The organism is Myxococcus hansupus (assembly GCF_000280925.3).
GTDB classification, from domain to species: Bacteria; Myxococcota; Myxococcia; order Myxococcales; family Myxococcaceae; genus Myxococcus; species Myxococcus hansupus.
In genome coordinates, this window is record NZ_CP012109.1 from 7319599 (window position 1) to 7338858 (window position 19260).

19 protein-coding genes and 1 pseudogene are annotated in these 19260 nt (G+C 70.2%); 4 read left to right on the forward strand and 16 right to left on the reverse strand.

Translation table 11 applies throughout. From position 1 onward, the window contains the following. Window positions 1-13 precede the first annotated feature (13 nt). Window positions 14-478, forward strand: coding sequence for a D-aminoacyl-tRNA deacylase (dtd, locus tag A176_RS28605; protein ID WP_044889311.1), 465 nt, complete (start codon window positions 14-16; stop codon window positions 476-478). Here dtd and A176_RS28610 read toward each other — a convergent pair. From A176_RS28610 to A176_RS28655, 10 genes and pseudogenes are all read right to left on the reverse strand, one after another. Then, window positions 475-1319: pseudogene (locus A176_RS28610) on the reverse strand (hypothetical protein). The gene dtd and the pseudogene A176_RS28610 overlap by 4 nt on opposite strands. 33 nt (window positions 1320-1352) lie before the next feature. Next, on the reverse strand, window positions 1353-1814 hold the full coding sequence (locus A176_RS28615) for a PTS sugar transporter subunit IIA (protein WP_002638427.1): 462 nt from the start codon (window positions 1812-1814) through the stop codon (window positions 1353-1355). Window positions 1815-2298: 484 nt separating this feature from the next. After that, entirely contained in the window at window positions 2299-2970 is a 672-nt protein-coding gene (gene hpf / locus A176_RS28620; RefSeq protein ID WP_002638426.1) for a ribosome hibernation-promoting factor, HPF/YfiA family, read from the reverse strand. A 234-nt stretch (window positions 2971-3204) separates the two neighbouring features. Next, window positions 3205-3987 (reverse strand): hypothetical protein, encoded by a 783-nt coding sequence (locus A176_RS28625; RefSeq protein WP_002638424.1) that lies wholly within the window; start codon window positions 3985-3987, stop codon window positions 3205-3207. Window positions 3988-3999: 12 nt separating this feature from the next. Further along, complete coding sequence (locus tag A176_RS28630; RefSeq protein WP_002638423.1) at window positions 4000-4650, reverse strand: GNAT family N-acetyltransferase; 651 nt, start codon at window positions 4648-4650, stop codon at window positions 4000-4002. A gap of 62 nt (window positions 4651-4712) precedes the next feature. Further along, a complete protein-coding gene (gene rpoN, locus A176_RS28635) occupies window positions 4713-6230 on the reverse strand; it encodes an RNA polymerase factor sigma-54 (RefSeq protein ID WP_002638422.1) in 1518 nt (505 codons plus the stop codon). A gap of 247 nt (window positions 6231-6477) precedes the next feature. Next, window positions 6478-7218 carry an LPS export ABC transporter ATP-binding protein gene (gene lptB, locus A176_RS28640; protein ID WP_002638421.1) on the reverse strand — a complete coding sequence of 247 codons (741 nt, stop codon included), beginning with the start codon at window positions 7216-7218 and terminating at the stop codon, window positions 6478-6480. Next, entirely contained in the window at window positions 7215-7820 is a 606-nt protein-coding gene (locus A176_RS28645; protein ID WP_002638420.1) for an LptA/OstA family protein, read from the reverse strand. Before A176_RS28645 ends, lptB begins: the two co-directional genes overlap by 4 nt. After that, window positions 7817-8368, reverse strand: a complete 552-nt coding sequence (lptC, locus tag A176_RS28650; protein WP_002638419.1) for an LPS export ABC transporter periplasmic protein LptC — start codon at window positions 8366-8368, stop codon at window positions 7817-7819. Before lptC ends, A176_RS28645 begins: the two co-directional genes overlap by 4 nt. A gap of 12 nt (window positions 8369-8380) precedes the next feature. Further along, a complete protein-coding gene (locus A176_RS28655; RefSeq protein WP_044889310.1) occupies window positions 8381-9334 on the reverse strand; it encodes a lysophospholipid acyltransferase family protein in 954 nt (317 codons plus the stop codon). Between the two features lie 17 nt (window positions 9335-9351). On the opposite strand from A176_RS28655, the gene astB reads away from it, so the two are divergent. Continuing rightward, the gene (gene astB / locus A176_RS28660; RefSeq protein ID WP_044889309.1) at window positions 9352-10674 is read left to right on the forward strand and encodes an N-succinylarginine dihydrolase; all 1323 of its coding nucleotides are present in this window, start codon (window positions 9352-9354) and stop codon (window positions 10672-10674) included. Between the two features lie 18 nt (window positions 10675-10692). On the opposite strand, the gene sitI6 is transcribed toward astB, so the two are convergent. Beyond that, window positions 10693-11418 carry a SitI6 family double-CXXCG motif immunity protein gene (sitI6, locus tag A176_RS28665; protein WP_002638416.1) on the reverse strand — a complete coding sequence of 242 codons (726 nt, stop codon included), beginning with the start codon at window positions 11416-11418 and terminating at the stop codon, window positions 10693-10695. Window positions 11419-11449: 31 nt separating this feature from the next. Further along, complete coding sequence (gene sitA6, locus A176_RS28670) at window positions 11450-12175, reverse strand: SitA6 family polymorphic toxin lipoprotein (protein WP_044889308.1); 726 nt, start codon at window positions 12173-12175, stop codon at window positions 11450-11452. A 146-nt stretch (window positions 12176-12321) separates the two neighbouring features. Here sitA6 and A176_RS28675 point away from each other — a divergent pair, with 146 nt between their 5' ends. After that, window positions 12322-12858, forward strand: a complete 537-nt coding sequence (locus A176_RS28675; protein ID WP_002638414.1) for an aminoacyl-tRNA deacylase — start codon at window positions 12322-12324, stop codon at window positions 12856-12858. 21 nt (window positions 12859-12879) lie between these two features. Here A176_RS28675 and A176_RS28680 read toward each other — a convergent pair whose 3' ends face one another. After that, a complete protein-coding gene (locus A176_RS28680; RefSeq protein ID WP_002638413.1) occupies window positions 12880-15501 on the reverse strand; it encodes an O-antigen ligase family protein in 2622 nt (873 codons plus the stop codon). A gap of 101 nt (window positions 15502-15602) precedes the next feature. After that, complete coding sequence (locus A176_RS28685; RefSeq protein WP_002638412.1) at window positions 15603-16226, reverse strand: hypothetical protein; 624 nt, start codon at window positions 16224-16226, stop codon at window positions 15603-15605. Between the two features lie 99 nt (window positions 16227-16325). On the opposite strand from A176_RS28685, the gene A176_RS28690 reads away from it, so the two are divergent. Further along, a complete protein-coding gene (locus A176_RS28690) occupies window positions 16326-16616 on the forward strand; it encodes a hypothetical protein (RefSeq protein ID WP_002638411.1) in 291 nt (96 codons plus the stop codon). 78 nt (window positions 16617-16694) lie between these two features. On the opposite strand, the gene A176_RS28695 is transcribed toward A176_RS28690, so the two are convergent. Together A176_RS28695 and A176_RS28700 are read right to left on the reverse strand one after the other, a co-directional pair. After that, window positions 16695-17882 carry an acyltransferase family protein gene (locus tag A176_RS28695; RefSeq protein WP_002638410.1) on the reverse strand — a complete coding sequence of 396 codons (1188 nt, stop codon included), beginning with the start codon at window positions 17880-17882 and terminating at the stop codon, window positions 16695-16697. A gap of 2 nt (window positions 17883-17884) precedes the next feature. Further along, window positions 17885-19183 carry a UDP-glucose dehydrogenase family protein gene (locus tag A176_RS28700; protein ID WP_002638409.1) on the reverse strand — a complete coding sequence of 433 codons (1299 nt, stop codon included), beginning with the start codon at window positions 19181-19183 and terminating at the stop codon, window positions 17885-17887. Window positions 19184-19260 lie beyond the last annotated feature (77 nt).

Sequence of the window (19260 nt, forward strand, 5' to 3'; positions counted from 1 at the left end):
CGAGGTGACTTCGATGAGAGCGGTGGTGCAGCGCGTGCTGGAGGCGTCGGTGACGGTGGAGGGCCAGCGCGTGAGCGAAATCGGCCCGGGGCTGCTCGTGCTGCTGGGCGTGGGCAAGGGTGACACGGAGGCGGATGTGCCGTGGATGGTGGAGAAGCTGGCCACGATGCGCATCTTCGAGGACGCCGAGGGGAAGATGAACCTGTCCCTGGAGGACACGTCCCGGCAGCTCATCGTCGTCAGCCAGTTCACCCTCTACGGCGACACGCGCAAGGGCCGCAGGCCCAGCTTCATCGACGCCCTGGAGCCCGTGGCCGCCAAGGCCCTCTATGAGCGCACCTGCGAGCTGCTGCGCCAGCGCGGGCTGAGCGTGGGCACCGGCATCTTCGCCGCGGACATGAAGGTGGCGCTCGTCAACGACGGGCCCGTCACCCTGCTGCTGGAGAGCCCGGGCCCGGCTACGCCCAGCAAGGGCTAGATGCGAACCCCGGAGCTCTTCGTCACCAGCGCCGCCAGCCCCTGCTTCGCCAGCGCCGCGCCCCGCAGGTGCGCGGTGAGCGCGCCCAGCTCGCGAATCCAGTTGGCCGCGCGCGGCCCCAGTCCGGAGAAGGCCACCGTGAGCGGCGGCGGCTGCGCCTGCTTGCCCAGCCAGTACGCGAGCACCTCGTCCTTCTCCGGCAGCGACGGCAGGCGCATCCGCTCCTGCTCGCGCGTCAGGAGCCGCTCCAGCTTGCGCGGCAGGTTCACCTGCCAGTGGGCCACCTTGCGCGCCGGGCGCCACGCCCAGTCCGCGAAGGCGTAGCGCTCGCCGGGGGAGTACTCGCCCCGGCCCTGCGTGACGAAGACCTGGTCCGGAGGAAACTCGGGGAAGGGCTCCCACTGCCCCGCCAGCAGCGAGGCCAGGCCCACGTCCTCGCGGGGCCGGAAGCGGAACTGGTCCCGCACCTCCCGCGCGGCGCGCGCGTCCCAGTAGGGGTAGTTCGCCTCCTCCACCATCAGCGCCAGGTGCAGGGCTTCATCCCAGCCGTCCGCGTAGCCCATCTCGGCGTCGCCCACCTCCCAGCCGGAGGGGCCCTCCGCCCAGGGGAGGAAGACGAGCCTGTCCACCAGGTCCGCCCAGGGGTCCGCGTCCAGGGAGCGCACCCCGCCCGGAATCGCCGTGGCGAGCATCCGCTCACAGAGCATGCGCGCCTGGCCATCCCCAACTGCTCCTGGAGCGACTCCAGCGCGCCGGGGGCGTCCCCCATGGCCCTCCGGAAGAAGGGCAGCAGGTGCTCATGAAAGAAACGGTCGCTGATGGGCCTCAGGACGACGTCCATGGTGCGGATGTTCCCCCCGGAACGCCGCCCGGCTCAAGGCCGCGCGTCTTCCTGGACGATGAGCGCGTGGATGTCCGCGGCCGTGGGTGCCTCGAGGATGGCGGCCCGGAAGCGAGGATTCTTGAACAACCGCGAGATGCGGGCCAGGGCCTTGAGGTGAACCCCCGCGCTGTTCTCCGGCGCCACCAGCGCGAAGAACAGGTGGGTGCTCTTGCCGTCAATGGCCTCGAAGTCCACGCCGGCGCGGGACACGCCGAAGGCGGCCTGGAGCTGGGCCATGCCCGGCAGCTTGCCGTGGGGAATGGCCACGCCCTCGCCGATGCCGGTGCTGCCCAGCTTCTCGCGCTCGCGGAGCACCTCCACCAACCGGTCCGAGGATAGCTGCGGGTGGGCGCGCACCAACGTGGCGCTCAGCTCGCGCAACACTTCAGGCTTCGTCCGCGACTGCATGTCGGCGATGACGGCTTGGGGGCTGAGGAACTCGGCGATTCTCACTGACGCTCCCGCGCTGGCGCTCCTGGTTGGCGGCAATTACTCCTCACCCCTCATTAGTGCAAGGGTGGCCTGTCATCATGCGCATGCACCGCGCCTACTGCGCATCATGACGCGGAAGGGAAGCCCGTCCTCCAGGGTGATAGGGCTTCATCTGCCCGCGTGCTCCACTGAGGGTGGCGACGACCCCCACCCCGCGCAGCCAGGGACTTCCCATGAAGCGTCCGCTCCTGTCGACAGACATCGACATCGCGTCGTTGTCGACACGTGGTGCCAGCGGGGGGCGGCGCCCGCACCCGCGGGTGATACCAGGGCATCCCCGTGAAAGCGGCGGTCACACCCTCGGCACACAGATGGCCCGGATGACGCCGGCGCGTTTCATCGCCCATCGGCCGGCGGGGCTCACCGGGTGAGCGCGCTCGCGGCGGCCTTGGCGGCGTCACGCGCCGTCACCCGGCAAGCCCGGTGACGGCGCACGACGTCAAACTCAGGTGCCCGTGGCGGCGACCGCCGGGGCGTGCGGCTCGATGAGGCCGTACTGGCCATCCTTGCGCCGGTAGACGATGCACAGCGACTCCGACTCCACGTTGTGGAAGACGTAGAAGTCGTTGTCCATCAGGTTCATCTGCATCACCGCATCGTCCACGGAAAGCGGCTTGACGGTGAGGTGGGTGGCCCGCACCTCGCGCGACGCGCGGGGTTGGGCCGCGGGGGGAGGCGCCGACACCACCGTGGGCTTCGGTGCCGCCTCGCTGCTCGCGGAGGCCTCGGCCAGGGACGTCAGCTCCTCGACGTCCGGGACCTCGAACACGGCGTGGCGGACCCGGAGCTGCTCCACCAGGTCCTGCCGGTGGTGGACGCGCTCACGGCCATGGTGCGTCTTCAGCTTGTCACGGTAGCGGCGAAGCTGGCGTTCGATCTTGTCCATCGCCAGGTCGATGGACGCGTACATGTCATCGCTCTTGTCGCGGCCCCGGAGCACCCATGCGCCGGAGTGGATGGTGATGTCCGCGTGATGCAGGTGACGCTCCAACGACAGGACCACATGGGCCTCGCCGGCGCGATCCAACAGCCGGTTCACCCTTTCGACCTTCTCGCGTGCGTACTCCTTGAGGGAATCCGACGCCCCGAACTGACGGAAGGTGATGTTGAACTGCATGCGTGGCTGCCTCCTAGGGTGAGAGGTGAGCTCCGTGACGGATCTGAAACTTTCCCAGCCCCGGAAAGCAACCCACCCCGCCAGGTTGCCTGTTCCCGGACACACCACCCGTCCGAGGGACGACATCCCGCCTGCACCCCACGTCACTGGCACGGCCCCGTTTTTGGGGCCATGCCGGTGACGATTCCGTCACGTCACGCGCCGCGTCAGCTCCCGCGAGCAGCCGCCCGCCCGTCACTGCACGTTGACGACGCGCTCCTCGGAGTGGAACACCGACGCCGAGCAGCCAGCGACTCCCGTGCACTCCAGCACCGTGCCCGGCGCGGTGCCGCTCAGCGTGAGCAGGTGGACGGCGACCGGCGTGGTCTGCAGCAGGTTGAAGCTGACGGTGCCCTCCTGCTGTGTGGTGGGGACGGTCGCCGTGGCGAGCCCGCCCTCGCGCAGCAGGGTGGCGGTGATGGGGCCCGGAATTTCGCCCTCGGGCATCCAGCGGAAGTCGTACGGCTGGCCGCGCATGAGGCGGTCCTCGGCGCCGGGGCCCTGGAAGGAGAAGAAGCGCTTGGCCTTCCCGTCCTTCATCACCAGGGTGACGGTGTGCGTGCCGTCCTGGAGGACGACGCGCGCGTCCTCCGTGGGCTGCCGCTCCCAGATGTTGGGGTCGAAGTCGTAGTAGGCCCGCGTGGGCACGCACACGTCGCGGCCCGCGGTGCCATCCACGCCGCCGCGCTCCAGCGTCATGGGCTGGCCGTTGAAGGTGGCGGTGACGCCCTCGCGCAGCTCGGTGCAACGCCCCCCCGCCGCCGAGGAGAACGTCACGGTGACGCGGTGGGAGCCCAGCTCGTCCAATCCCTCGAAGACATCCACATCCGACTGGGCGAGCGTGAGGGTGCGGTCCGCCATCGTCGACAGGTCGACGACTTCCGAGGTCAGGCTGCCGCCACAGCCCGACAGCAGGCCCACCGCGACGACGGCCCCCGCCGGGATGCGAAGAAGATTGCGACAAAGAAAGGGGTTCATGCGCCGCGCACCCTATACCCCCGCCCCGGCCGCGGCGAGCAGCCCTTCCAGGCGAACCTTCACTTCCGGCCACTCCGTGTCGATGACGCCGTAGTACGCGCTGTCCCGCACCACGCCGCCGCGCACCAGCATGTGGTTGCGCAGCACGCCCTCGAAGCGAGCACCCAACCGCTCGATGGCCGCGCGAGAGCGCGCGTTGTGCTGGTCCGTCTTGAGCTGCACCCGCATGACGCCCAATGCCTCGAAGGCGTGGCGCAGCAGCAGGTACTTGCACTCCGTGTTCACCGGCGTGCGCCACACCCGCCGCCCCAGCCACGTGTAGCCAATCTCCAGCGTGCGGTGGTCGCGTTGGATGTCGAGAAAACGCGTGGAGCCCACCGGCGCGCCGGTCCGCTGCTCCAGGATGACGAAGGGGCGCTCGCTCCCTCGCTCGGCCGCCTGACACGCGCTGTCGATGAAGTCCGCGACGTCCGCCTCCGTCCGCAGCGCGCGCGAGAACCACGTGAAGATGTCGGGTTCGCACAACGCGGCCAGGGCCGGCGCGTGCTCCGGGCGCAGCGGCTCCAAGCGGACGTGCCGCCCTTCGAGCGTGACGGGCGGGACGACGAGGGGCACGCACTCACGGCGAGGCATGCCGGAATCGGGCGGAGGGCTGGCGCTCATGGCCGCCCCACTCTGCCCACCCCGGCACGCCGCGGACAAGCGGCGCGCCGGAGGCCCTGGACTCAGTAGTACCGCTTGCGCTTGCTGCTGGGGAGGATGCCCAGCACCTCGCGGTACTTGGCCACCGTGCGGCGGGCAATCTCGGTGCCCTGCGAGCGCAGCAGCTCCACGATTTTCTGGTCCGAGTACGGGTTGCGGGCGTCTTCCTGCGACACCAACTGCTTGATGTGGTGCTTCACCGCCTCGCTCGCGGTGTCCTCACCGGACACGCGGGCGATGGACGAGTTGAAGAAGTACTTCAGCTCGAAGATGCCCTGCGGGGTGTGCACGTACTTGCTGGTGGTGACGCGGCTCACCGTGGACTCGTGCATGCCGATGTCCTCGGCCACGTCCCGGAGGATGAGCGGCTTGAGGTGGGCGATGCCCTTGTCCAGGAAGTCCCGCTGGAACTTCACGATGCTCTCGGTGACCTTGTAGATGGTCCGCTGCCGCTGGTGGATGGAGCGGATGAGCCACATCGCGCTGCGCAGCTTGTCCTGGATGAAGTCCTTCGTCTGGCCGGGGCCCACCGCGCCCGTCTTCAACGCGTTCCGGTAGGTGCCGGAGATGCGCAGCTTGGACAGGCCGTCATCGTTGAGCACCACCGTGTACTCGTCCCCCATCTTGTAGACGAACACGTCGGGGGTGATGTACTGCGCGTCGTCCCCGCTGAAGTTGCGGCCCGGCTTCGGGTCCAGCTTCGGGAGCAGCCGCACCGCCTCCACCACCTCTTCCAAGGTGACCTTCAGGTCCTTGGCGATGGCGGGCAGGTTCTTGCTCTCCAGGTACTTCATGTGCCGCTTGATGATGAGGCCCAGCAGCGGCGCGTGCGGCTCCTTCATCCCCTGGAGCTGGATGAGCAGGCACTCCTGCAAGTCACGGGCGCCGCAGCCGCGCGGGTCCAACATCTGGATGCGGCGCAGCGTGCGCTCCGCGACGTGCATGGGCACGTCCGCCTCGTTGGCCAGGCGGATGAGCGGATCTCCGTCCACTTCCGGCAGCTTGAGGTAGCCGTCGTCATCCAGGTTGCCCAGGATGAGCATGGCGATGCGGCGCTCGGCGTCGTTCAGGCGCAGCGTGCCGAGCTGCTCCTGGATGTGGTCGACCAGGTCCTCCTTCTTGACGAGGTTGGCCTCGAACGACGGCAGGTCGTCCGTGGCCACGTTCCCCTTGTTGGAGGCGGTGGTCGGCTCGTTGAACTGGTAGCTGTTGAGGTACTGCTCCCAGTCGATTTCCGGGGGGCCCTCCCCGTCCGCCTTGAACTCCGTGGCGGTGTCGCTGGTGGCCGCGGGCAGGTCCATGTCCCGCGGCATTTCCACGTTGTCAGCCTCCAGGGAGGCTTCACCGGGTTCCTTGTCCCCCACGTCTCCCGGGGCCTGCTCGTCGGGCTGCTCCAGCAGTGGGTTCTGCTCCATCTCCTCGCGGACCTGCTCGAGCAGCTCCATGCGGGACAGTTGGAGGAGCTTGATGGCCTGCTGCAGCTGCGGCGTCATCACCAGCTGCTGGGCAAGCTTCAGGCTTTGTTTCAGTTCCATCGCCATGAGACGGGGTCTCCAGGGTTGACTTGGTCCCTCAGCCAGAGGGCCACAATCAAAGACCGTGCCAACGTAACAAGGAGCCCTGACTTCGTCTAGCCCCGAAACGAGGGTCCCTTGCTTGCATGCTCAGAATTCCACAAGGAATTCGAGAGCTTGGAACCACTCAGGGTGTCACATGCGCGTTGACAAGTCGGCGCAAAAGCGGGGCCAACCCATTCTAAGCACGCCTCTGACAGGTGGCCAGCCGTCCTTACAGCGCTTGTTGGAGGCGGAACCGTTCCCCCAGGTAGACGGCTCGCGCCTTGGGAGACGCGGCGATCTCCGCCGGGGTGCCCTCTTCGAGAATCTGCCCCTGTGCGATGATGTACGCGCGATCACAGATGCCCAGGGTGTCCTGCACGTTGTGGTCGGTGATGAGGACGCCCAGGCCGCGCTCGCGCAGGAGGAAGATCTGCCGCTGGAGGTCGCCCACGTTGATGGGGTCCACGCCGGCGAAGGGCTCGTCGAAGAGGATGAAGCGGGGCTGGGGGATGAGGCTCCGGGCAATCTCGGCGCGCCGGCGCTCGCCACCGGAGAGCGTCTCCCCCAGGGACTCGGACACGTGCGTGAGGCCGAACTCCTCCAGGAGGGTGTCGGCGCGCTGCCCGCGGGCCTTCGAGTCCAGATCCTTCTGGCGCTCCAGCACGGCCAGGAAGTTGTCGCGCACGGTGAGCTTGCGGAAGACGGAGGCTTCCTGTGGCAGATAGCCCACACCCCTGCGGGCGCGGCGGTGCATGGGCAGGTGCGTGAGGTCCTCGTCCCCAATGCGCACGCGTCCCGCGTCCGGAGACACCAGTCCCACGACCATGTTGAAGCTGGTCGTCTTGCCCGCGCCGTTGGGGCCCAGCAGGCCCACCACTTCGCCGGGCGCCACGCTGAAGGACACGCCGCCCACCACCTTGCGGCGGCGAAAGGTCTTCTCCAGGCCCTCCGCGTACAGCTTCGCGCTCATGGCTGCGTGCCTCCCTGGGCGGAGGGGGCCGCCGGGCGGGCCGGGGCCGGGCGCCCCTTGCGCTTGGCGGGCGCGGGGTTGGCGGGCATCGACTCGAAGACGATGACGGCGTTCTCCACTTCCAGCCGTTCATTGCCCAGCGTCAGCCGGACCTTCGTGCCGCGCATGTGCGTGGTGCCCTGGCGCGCCTCGGGCGAGCCCGTCACCACCAGCACGCCGCTGGGCACGTCGTACTCGGCGCGCTCACCGCGGGCCAGGCGGTCCCCGTCCACGGCCTCCACGCCGCCGGTGCACACCACCCGCGTCACCTCGCGCTGCGGCGTGTAGTTGGCCGTCATCCGGTCGCACTTCAAGTCCAGCGTGCGGTGCTTCACCTTCACGTTGCCCGTCAGCGTGGCCTGGGACTTCTGGAAGGTGACGTTGTCGCCGTTGATTTGAACGGGCTCCTTCAGGTCCTTGGCGCCACCCAGGGGGTTGGGGGCGCGGGTGCCCGCCGCCGGAGCCGGGGCCACCGCGGCGGGCGGCGTGCCCTGCGCGGGCGTGGCGGCGAGCACGGGCGCGGGCTGCGCGACGAAGAAGGCCGTTACGAGGAACTCAATCACTGGGGCGCTCCCACCACGGTCTCCACCGAGCCCGCGAAGTTGAACGTCTCGTCCGGGAAGTACAGCTCGAAGCGGTCCGCCCGCAGCCGGTAGTCAGGTCCCTTCACCGTCACGCCCTCGTTTCCATGCGCCCGCTCCGTGGTGGCGTCGTACGTCAACCGGGGAGTGCGGGCCTCCATGCCCTTTCCGGTGCGGATGATGACACCGCCCGAGGCCACCACCTGCTTGGACGCGAGGCTGCCCTCCATATTCGGAGCGCTCACCTCCACGCCGCCCTCCGTCCCCGGAGGCGCCCCCGCGCCGGACTGGCCCGGCGGAATCTTCAGGGTGGCGTTGGTGGCCCACACGTCGCCGGTGGTGCGCTGGTAGGAAATCTGCTCCGCGGTGCCGGACCGCGTCAGCCGCTCGCCCTCGAAGGACTCCAGGCGGGCGCCGTGCAGCACCACCTCGGGAGGGGGCTGGGCCTCGGACGCACCCGCGCCTGCCCCGGGCTTGCAACCGGGGGCGAACACCAGGACGACGAGGCTGGCGGCGAGCAGGCGTGACACGGGGCTTCCTTATCACCCAGCCGAGGCGGGCGCCGCCTCCGGAAGTGGCACGTCCGCGCCCACCGGTGGACGCGTCTTCCAGCGCTGGTGCATCCACACCCACTGTTCCGGGGCCCGCCGGATGGCGTCCTCGATTCGGGTGGACAGGGCCGCGGTGAGGGTTAGGGCGGCCGCCTCGCGGTCCGCGTCCTGGGGCACCGGCACCTCCTCCATCGTCAGGCGGTAGCCGTCCCCGTCCCGGTGGCAGAAGCCCGTCACCACCGAGGCCCCCGTGCGAATGGCCAGGTCCGCGGCGGCCCGGGGCGTGGCGGCGAGCTGGCCGAAGAAGGGCACGAAGAGCGACTGCACCTTCGTGTCCTGGTCGATGAGGATGCCCAGGATTTCGCCGCTGCGCAGCGCGCGCAGCATGGCCCGGGCCGCCCCCTCCTGGCCGCGCCAGATGCTGCGCACCCCGCCCCGGGCCCGGAACTGGCCCACCAGCTCCGTCAGCCGAGGGTCGGTGGTCTCCTTGGCGATGCTCTGGCTGGGGTACCCCGCGCGCGCCACCCGACGGGCGAGCAGCTCCCAGTTCCCCACGTGCCCGGACACGAAGACGACGCCCTTCCCCCGGGCCAGGGCCGTCTCCAGCACCTGCCGGTCGGCGTCCGACCAGGCGACCAGGCGCTCCAGGGCTTCGTCCAGGGCGCCCGTACAGGCCACCTCCAGGGCGGCCGCCGCCAGGTGCCGGAAGGCCTCGCGGGCCACGGCTTCCCGCTCCGCGTCCGACTTTTCCGGGAAGGCCACGGATAGCGATTTGAGGGCCTTGCGCCGCTCCCCACCGGCGAGGTGGTAGGCCAGCGCGCCCAACCGCGCACCCAGGCTCCGGGCCACCCCCAACGGCAGAGGTTGAAGGAGCAACAGCACGCCCCGGATGAGCACGTAGCGGAGGAAACGCTTGAGACGCTTTGCTAAGGGTGGACGCTCCACGAGGCGTTCAATATCCCATGCGCGAATACAACTTCGACGGGCTCGTTGGGCCCACCCACAATTACGGCGGCCTCTCGCCCGGCAACCTGGCGTCGCAGAACCATGTGGGTGAGCCGAGCCACCCCCGGGACGCGGCCCTCCAGGGACTGGAGAAGATGCGCTTCGTCTCCGGACTGGGGGTGGGACAGGCCGTGCTGCCGCCCCAGCCCCGCCCGTCCTTGCGGGCCCTGAGGGCCCTGGGCTTCACGGGCTCGGACGAGGAGGTCATCACCCGGGCCTCGCGCGAGGCGGAGCACCTGCTGCGGCTGACGTCCAGCGCCTCCTCCATGTGGACGGCGAACGCGGCCACGGTCGCGCCCAGCGCGGACACGGCGGACGGGCGCGTGCATCTGACGCCGGCCAACCTGTCGCAGATGTACCACCGGGCCATCGAGGCGGAGACGACGCACTCGGTGCTGCGCGCCATCTTCGCGAGCGAGAAGCACTTCGCGGTGCACGCGCCGCTGCCGGGCAGCAGCCACTTCGCGGACGAGGGCGCGGCGAACCACACGCGGCTCGCCACGCCTGGACACGCGGGCCTGCACCTGCTGGCCTGGGGCCGCAGCGCGTGGCAGGACGTGCAGGGCCCCAGCCGCTTCCCGGCCCGGCAGACGCTGGAGGCGAGTCAGGCGCTGGCGCGGCTGCACCAGTTGGACGCGAAGTCGGTGCTCTTTCCGCAGCAGCACCCGGAGGGCATCGACGCGGGGGCGTTCCATACGGACGTGCTCGCGGTGGGCAACGAGCGGTTCCTGATGCTGCACGAGCTGGCCTTCGTGGACCACCCGGGGCTGCTCGCGGTGCTGCGCGAGAAGCTGGGACAGGACTTCCGCGCGGTGGTGGCCACCCAGGCGGAGCTGCCGGTGAAGGACGCGGTGAAGGCGTACCCGTTCAACTCGCAGGTGCTGACGCTGCCGGACGGCACCATGGCGATTGTCGCGCCCGTGGAGAGCAAGGAGACGCCCGCGGCGCGGCGGTTCCTGGAGCGCGTGGTGGCCGAGGAAACGCCGGTGAAGGCCGTGCACTACCTGGACGTGCGCCAGTCCATGAACAACGGCGGCGGCCCCGCGTGCCTGCGCCAGCGCGTGTGGCTGACGGACGAGGAGCGCGGCGCCATCAAGGCGGACGTCTTCTACACGCCCGCGCTGCATGACTCCCTGGCGGGCTGGGTGCGGCGGCACTACCGCGAGGTGCTGCGCCCCAAGGATTTGCAGGACCCGCAGCTCGCGCGCGAGACGATGACGGCGCTGGATGAGCTGACGCGCATCCTCAACCTGGGCAGCGTCTACGACTTCCAGCAGTGAGGGATGGGGCCCGCCGATTCAGCGGGCCTCCAAGGGGAGGAAGGTGGCGCCGTCGAGCATCAGGCGGCTAGCCACCTCCACCATGCGCTCGGTCACGATGACGAGCGTGGGAAAATCCCTCAACCGGAAGAGGTCCAGGTGCGCGGGCAGCGAGTCGCGGGCGAGCCAGTACGCCTCTGGCAGGGGCTGACTGTCCTCGCTTCCGCACGTCGCGCAAGGACGGCGGCGCGGTTGTGGGAAGCAGGCCTCATGGAGCCGTCCGTGAAGCTCCAATTGGAGCTCGCACAACCGGGGAGGCGTCCGGGCCCGGAACGTCGCATCGACAGGTCCGCCAATGAGTCCTCGGAGCCCAGCCTCCTGCATCGCGGCCAGGGCATCGGCTCGCGCGATGGGCGTCCAGTCCTGCAATGAGAGCGGCCCGAACGCACCGGACGCCGCGCCCGTGAGCGGCCCCAGCCGAGCGCCCGGCTCCAACACGGCGCCCTGGGGTACCAGCGGCCTGATGCGCTCGCGCAACTGGACGAAGGCATCGAAGGCAACGGGCCAGGGGTCGGAGAACGGCTGCAGTTCGACCTGGGTCAGTCCGGAGAGGTCGACACAGGGATACTGGATGCCGGCCCAACCGCCTCCGACACCGCATGCCGGGCAGGGCTCCACCCCCGGCAACCCCCACCGGTGCGCGGCGCGACTCAGGTCACCGGTGTAGCGCGACGTCGTATCCGCTTCGAGTCGGAAGAACTTCACGCGTCTCCTCCCCTTCGAACAGGCGCCGCGCTCACAGCGCTTCTATCCGAGAACCGCCCATCCCTGGCGTGATGGGCACGTTGTAGGGCACCACGGGCCCCGAAAGCTCGAAGCGAAACGCGAGTTCGATGGCGTGCCGCATGATGACGTCCTTCGAAGGGGGCCGGGGATTGGCGACCACGAACCGCCGCCATGCGTTGTTCCATGCGCCTCCCGGCCCCATGCCCTTGCCACTGTGAATGCGCCAATGAACGTGTTCCGGAACGACCATCGTGAACTGGTGGATGTCGATGCCCGCCGCCCTGAACCAGGCCGCGAGCCGCGGCTCCTGAGGAAACAGGTGGTGCTTGATGAGTTTCCCCCGCGGCCGAGGCACCGCCGGGACGTACACCGAATGACGACGCGCCACTGACGCCACGGCCAGGGGCTGTGCATCTGCTCGAATCCCCGTGCGGCGCTGCCACCAGTTTCGGTACGCACCGGGCCCCCGGAACGCTGGCCGGCCCACAACCTTCTCCACCGTGGGCGCCGGCACGGCCGCGTTGCCTTCAACGTCGCCACACAGGAAGAGGCCACACGCCCCTTCATCACATGCGAGGACGACGCAGCGCCCCTCGGCGGGCGAGGCTTCACAGCCAACGACACCTGGGGCCCACGCAGCGGTGTCCCAGTCGCGTATCGACGGAGCGGAGGCGCCACACGCGAGCGCCCCCAACAGCGGGAGCAGCAGAGCGACATGGCGTAGGGGCTGATTCATGCCCTGGAGTGTAGTCGCCCGCCCGCCTGCCCTACGGGCGGGCGTTCAGGGGCTCGGCAGCGGGCTGTGAGCCCGAGTATGACGGGCGCCCGTGGTCGTAGCCGCTTGGGGTCATCACCTTCTTGGGAGAGGAGGTGAGATTCCACATGATTCCCGAAGCGATACAGCACTATCTGCGCCGCAACGGGGTGCGTTTCGAGCGGTACTGGCACCCGCGTGCCGTGGCCGCCCAAGAAGTCGCCGAGGCCCTGCACGTCTCCGGATGGCGCGTGGCCAAGTCCGTCATCGTCCTGGCGGACCGGCAACCCTGGATTGTCGTCGTCCCCGCGGCGAGCTCCGTGGACCTGCACCAGGTCCGCGACATGTTGGGCGTCAGGCACGTCCGCCTCGCCACCGAGCAGGAGTTCTCCGGCCACTTCCCCGACTGCGAGCTGGGCGCCGAGCCTCCCTTCGGAGAGCTCTACGGCCTGCCTGTCGCCGTCGATGAGTCGCTCAGCCTGGCTGAACGGCTGCTCTTCCGCGCGGGCTCCCATGAGGAGACGCTGGAGATGCGCTTCCAGGACTTCGCCACCCTGGAGTGGCCCCTGGTGGCCTCGTTCATCGAACAGGACCAGGAGCAGCCGGCGGAGAGCAACAGCGGCGCGCCCACGCGGCCCGTCGAGGGCGCGCACGCCCATGTCTGAAACAACCGAGGCCCGGGCCGCCTAGCGCGCGTCCCGTGCCTCGCCGTCGACGTCCGGATGGCCGCGCAGCAGGTACTCCAATTCCTCCGCGCGCGGATCATCCGTCAGCGTCTTGCGCCGCGACTCCACCCGCTCGCGCTCGGCCGCTTCCAATCGCGCCGCCCAGGCCCGCGCCTCCGTCCGCGCGCTCGCGGGCAGATGCCGCATGCCTTCGTGCACCGAACGCGCCGCCGCGTCGTACCGGCGCAGCGTCTCCTGCGTCCGCGCCACGGCGAAATACGCATCCGCGCCAGGGACCAGCCGCGCCGCCGTCTGCCTCCGCTCGAGCGCCCGCGACAGCAGGCCCTCACGCTCCAGACACGAAGCCTCCAGCGACAGCAACCGCGCGCGCTGCGCGTAGTCCGTGATGAAGGGCGCCAGCGCCTGCAACGTGTCGCGCGCCCTCCGCGTCAGCCCCGCGTCCAACTGCTGTGACGCCAACTGGAAGGACAGCGCCACGTTGCCCGGGAAGCGCGCCAGCAGCCGCTCCAGCGACTGCAAGGCCTCATCGCGCCGGCCCTGCGCGCGCAACACCTCCGCGCGCAGCAGGTACGTGTCCAACACATCCGGCGCCAACCGCTCCACCTCCACCCACGCCGCCTCCGCCGCTTCCAGGTTCCCCTGCACGATGCGCAACCGCGCCTCTCGCCCCCACAGCGCCGCGACCTCCGGCTGGCCCGCGAAGTGCGCCCTCGCCCAGTGCGCGTAATCCAGCGCCAGCTCCACGCGGCCCGGCGTGTTGACCAGCGAGTCCAGCAGCCGCACCGCGGTGGCCGGCACCTCCGGCGTCAACACCGTGAGCGAGGCCAGCGTCCGCGCCTGCGGCAACGCCTCGCTCAGCAGCACGGAGACGTCTCCCGCCTCATGCGCCAGGCGGTACTCCAGGAAGGCCTGCCCGCTCCGCCCCAGTGCCAGCAGCGCCCGCGCCGCCACACGGTGGGAGCTCGCATCCAGGGGCGCCAGGTACAGCGCCCGGTTCACCAGCGCCAGGGCCTCCCCCGCCCCTTCGCGCCCGCGCGCGGCGTGCGCCGAGGCCATCAACCGGTACAGCAGGTAGTCCGCCGGATGCCGGTCCACCAGCTCCAGCCCGCGCGCGTGGGCCTCATGCGCCGACGCCCCCGAGGTGACCCACGTCACCAGCTCCGCCTCCGCGTCCCCCAAGCGATGCCGGCCAGGCACCAACGCCACCAGCGCCACGGCCGTGAGCACCGGCCCCAGCACCATCACCCGCACGGAGGGCTTCAAGCACCACGCCGGGTCCTCGGAGGCGCGCTCACGGGGACGCGCCACCGCGCCCAGCACCACCAGCGCCGCCACCGCGCACGCAGGCAGCTCCAGGCTGAAGTCGAACACGTCGTGCAGGCCCAGCGCCGCCACGCCCGCGAGCGCCGCCAGGTCCAGCGTCTCCAGCCCCTCGCGCCGCAACAGGCGCAGGAAGCCCCAGACGGCCACCGCCAGCAGCACCAGGCCCAACGCGCCCAGCTCCGCCGCGGCTTGCAGCACCGCGTTCTCCGGATGCGTGAGGGTGTTGGGGTTGGGCTCCGACTGGTAGCGCGGAAACGCCGCTTCGAAGGCGCCCCGCCCCATGCCCAGCAACGGAAACGCGCGCGCGGCCTCCGCCATCATCGGCCACAGCGCCACCTTGGACTGGCGCAGCTTCTCCACGCTGTCCGCGGTGCGCGCCTCCGCCCACAGGCCATCCGCCACCGTGTACGCCCCCACCATCAACACGGCCAGCAGGCCCAGCAGCGCCGCGGCGCTCCGGGCCCAGACGGGCGAAGCGCCCTCGCCCGAGGTGTGACGCCTGCGCAGCAACAACAGCGCCAGCAGCGCCTGACCGAAGACGAAGAAGGCGATGCCGCCACGCGACAGGGACATCACCACGCCCAGGCCCGACGCTCCGGCCGCCAGCGCGTACGGCCACGCGCGAGCCTGGTGCCTGCGCGTGAAGGCCAGCCCCACGCCCACGGTGGAGGCCAGCCCGAGGAAACCGGCCAGGTGGTTCGGGTTGCCGAACGGCGTCACCAACGGGGGCTGCGCGTGCACCCAGGGCATCACCCCGAAGAGGGACTTCACGCCCAGCAGCGCGTGGCCCAGCCCCACCACCGAGAGCCCCGCGCCCGTCAACGCCACCGCCGCGAGCAACCGCTCCCGGCTGCCCCGTGCGCGGCACACCTGCACCGTCGCGAGGAAGGCCAACAGGTACGCCAGGTGCTTCGCCAGCTCACGCCAGGTGGCGGACGGGTCCAGCGAGATGGGCCGGGCTCGCTCCAGTCCCAGAGGGACCAGCACGAACTCACGCAGGGCCGCGGCCTCTGGACTCAGCACCTGCAAGACGCTGGCGGGCAGCGGCACCAGTTGCACCGCGCACAGCCCGGCGCCCACGGCCAGGGGCACCGCCAGCAGGGGCACACGCAGCGACTGCCCCTGCCGCCTCGCGCCAATGGCCGCCAGCACCGCCGCCGCGCCGGACAGCGTCACCAGCGGCCAGAGCAGCCACGACGCCGCGCCCCCGAGCGCCACCGGGCACACCACGACGAGCGCCGCCAACGACGCCTCGGCGAACAGGGTGAAACGGGAGGTGCTGCGGGAAGCGCGAGGCATGCGGAGACGAAGCGGGGAGTATCACAGGACCCTCCGCGTCGGCCCGCTCCCCAGCCTCCAGTACGAGCCGCCAGGAGACCGGCCGTGCTCGCCAGCCGACATCAGAACGCGAAGGCGACCAGCGGCACACTGGGACGCGGCGTCCAGGTTCGCGTCTGCAACGCACCGCGTGCATCGCGACGGGCCTTCACGTCGCGCAGCTCGTCCTCCAGTTGGATGCGTTCGTTGACCAGTTGCTCGCGGTGGGCCCGGTTGACGGCCGCCCCCCTGCTCCCCGTGATGATACCCGCGACGAGCAGCCCCACACCCGCGGCGCCACCCACCGACAGGCCCGTGCCCAGGGCCACCAACGCGCCCCGGTTGTCCTCGTTGGACGTGCTCACCCCGTAGATGATGAGGGGGATGCCCAGCAGCAGCAGCGGCGCCAGCACGTAGCCCGAGTACGCCATCACCATCGAACCCGTGGGCCAGTTGGTGTCGATGGTGCGAATCTCGCTCTGCAGCTTCGAAATCCGCAGCGTCAGCTCACGGGCGCGGGCGTCCAGGTCCTCCTGCCGGAGCGCGGGCGCGTCGGAGGGGACGTCCACCTCCGGGGCCTCGGTCTCCGGGGCCTGGGCCACCAGCAGACGGGCGGAGACGGCGCGGCCTTCGGACGGCGTCAGCAAGGAGTGAGAAGCCAGTGACGGTGTGGTGGCGAGCAGTGCGACAGCGATGAGTGACAACATGAGTGGCGTCTCCCCCAGGGGCGAAGCAGGCGACCAACCCTAGCATCCGCCCCGGCACGCGGGACTCGATGTCGGCTTGCATCCAGGGGACCTTCTGGCATGTTCGCCGCATCCATGCGCCGTTTCATCGTCACCGCCGCCCTCCTCTGTTCCGCCCTCTCCGGCCTCATCGGCTGCAAGGGCGCCTGCCGCGAGCTGTCCGAGAAGCTGTGCGACTGCTCCATCAACTCGGTGGAGAAGGAGCTCTGCCTCCGACGCGCGGGCCAGGAGGAGAACCGCGTGGAGCCCACGGCCGAGGACGAGGCCGTGTGTGAGGAACTCGTCGAGGGCTGCGACTGCCGCGCCATCGAGACCGAGGAAGGCAAGCGCGCCTGCGGCCTGTCGCGCTGAAGCACCCGCCGGCGTCCGTTGTCGCCCCAGCCCCCAGGGCCGCGCTCGACGCGGCTTCGCGGCGGCGGGCGTTGCCCCTCAGACCCCGGACACGAACGGCTTCGTGGGTGCCTGGGAAGCCCCTTCCACCCAGGGCGTGAGCGCGGCCCGGACGCGCGCGCGGAGCGGTGTTTCCACGGCGCGGTGGACCCACAGCGACGCGGGCACGCCCAGCAGCAACACCAGTCCCAGCAGCCCTTCGGGGGTGCGCAGCTCCACCCAGGGTGACAACACGTCCCCCAGGCCCTTGGCCGCCTCCGACACGGGGTACTGGAGCAGGTAGAGCGCGAAGCTGGCCCCACCCAGCTTCACGCACAGGGGCCGCGACAGCAGCCACCCCAGGGCCCCGCCCCCGCGCGCCAGGCCGTACACCAGCAGCCCGGACGCGGGCGCCAGCAGCGCGTTGTGCATCAGCGGGTATGCGATTCGAGAGCCCGCGGCCCCCGCGACCACCAGCAGCGCGGTGCCCAGCGCCGCCAACACCGCGCCCGAGCGCCCCGCCCCTCCCGCCGCCCGCTCCCGCACGAAGGCCCAGCCCAGCAGCACGCCGAAGAGGAACTCTGGCAGCCGCGCCAGCGGGTTCACCTTGAGCGCCGTCAGCCACGTCCCGGACGACGCGGCGTCGACGGGGCCAGGTCCATCCGGCGTCAGCGCCAGGTACAGCAGCGGCGGCGCCAATCCCAACACCCACGTGACGCCCAAGGCACCGGGAAGCCACGAGGGCCGCAAGCGGGACAGGCCACGCGACAGCCATGGGAACACGCCGTAGAAGCACGCCTCCACCGCCACGGACCAGCCCGGCGGATTCCAGTACAGCGCCAGCCGCGGCAGCCACGCCTGGAGCAGCGTCAACGCGGCCAGCCCGCCCACGGCCAGCTTCGCGGCGGCCATCGCCCAGCCGTTGGTCTCCACGGACGCCGCGATGGTGGTGGGCGCCGACAGGAGGAAGGCCAGCACGTAGACGGGGTACACGCGGGCGACGCGCGCGGCCCAGAAGGCCCGGGGCGGCGTCTCCATGCGCCCGTCCGCGTCCAGGTAGTTCCAGGCGAGCACGAAGCCGGACAGGACGAAGAAGACGCCCACGGCGGCATAACCCGCGCCCACCCAGTTGCGCAGCACTTCGGGCGCCGACCCCAGGGTGGGCGCCGCGAAGTGGAACAACACGACGTGCAGGGCCGCGAAGAACCGCAGCCCCGTGAGCGCGTCGAGGGAACGACGACTGCTCACCGCTACCGCCGGCCGATGCCGTAGTACGTGAAGCCCAGCTCACGCATGCGCGCCGGGTCGTACACGTTGCGGCCGTCGAACACGACGGGCGACTTCATCAGCGACTTCATGCGCTCGAAGTCCGGGTGGCGGAACTCGTTCCACTCCGTCACCACGAAGAGGCCGTCCACGCCCTCCAGCGCCTCGTAGGGCACCGACGCGTAGCGGATGCGCTCACCGAAGACGCGCTTGGCGGTGTGCGGGGACACCGGGTCATGCGCGATGACCTGGGCGCCCTTGCCGATGAGGCCCTCGATGACCTCGATGGACGGCGCCTCGCGCATGTCGTCCGTCTTCGGCTTGAAGGCCAGACCCCACACGCCGAACTTGCGGCCCTCCAGCGAGCCGTAGTGCTTGGTGGCCTTGTTCACCAGCAGCTTCTTCTGGCGCTCGTTGGTGCGCTCCACGGCGCGCAGCAGGTCCAGCTCCAGGCCGTAGTCACGCGCGGTGGCCACCAGCGCCTTCACGTCCTTGGGGAAGCAGGAGCCGCCGTAGCCCACGCCCGGGAAGAGGAACGGGTAGCCAATGCGCTTGTCCGAGCCCAGGCCCTTGCGCACGAAGTCCACGTCCGCGCCCACCTTCTCGCAGAGCGCGGCGATGTCGTTCATGAACGAGATGCGCGTGGCCAGCATCGCGTTGGCCGCGTACTTCGTCAGCTCCGCCGAACGCGTGTCCATGAAGAGAATCGGGTTCTCGGTGCGCACGAAGGGCGAGTACAGGTCCCCCATCACCTTGCGCGCGCGCTCGGAGTCCACGCCGATGACGACGCGGTCCGGCTTGAGGAAGTCGTCCAGCGCGGCGCCTTCCTTGAGGAACTCCGGGTTGGAGACGACGTCGAACTCCACGCTCGTCACGCCGCGGATGGCCTCGCGAACCTTGTCCGCGGTGCCCACCGGCACGGTGCTCTTGTCCACCACCACCGTGTACTGCTTCATCGCCTTGCCGACCTGCTCGGCGGCGGCCAGCACGTACTGGAGGTCGGCGTCGCCGCTCTCACCCTCGGGCGTGCCCACGGCGATGAAGACGACCTGCGCGTTGGTCACCGCCTCGGGCAGGTCCCGCGTGAAGAACAGGCGCTTCTCACGCACGTTCTTCTTGATGAGCTCTTCCAGACCCGGCTCGTAGATGGGCACTTCGCCTGCCTGGAGCATGCGGATCTTCCGCTCGTCGATGTCCACGCACGTGACGTCGTTGCCCGAGTCCGCGAAGCAGGTGCCCGCGACAAGGCCGACGTAGCCGGTTCCGATGATGGCAATACGCATTGAGGGAGCCCCAGTGAATGTCTCTTAGAGGACTCATACGCCGGGAGGGAGTCCGAAAGGAAGCCCGTCCCGCCCTC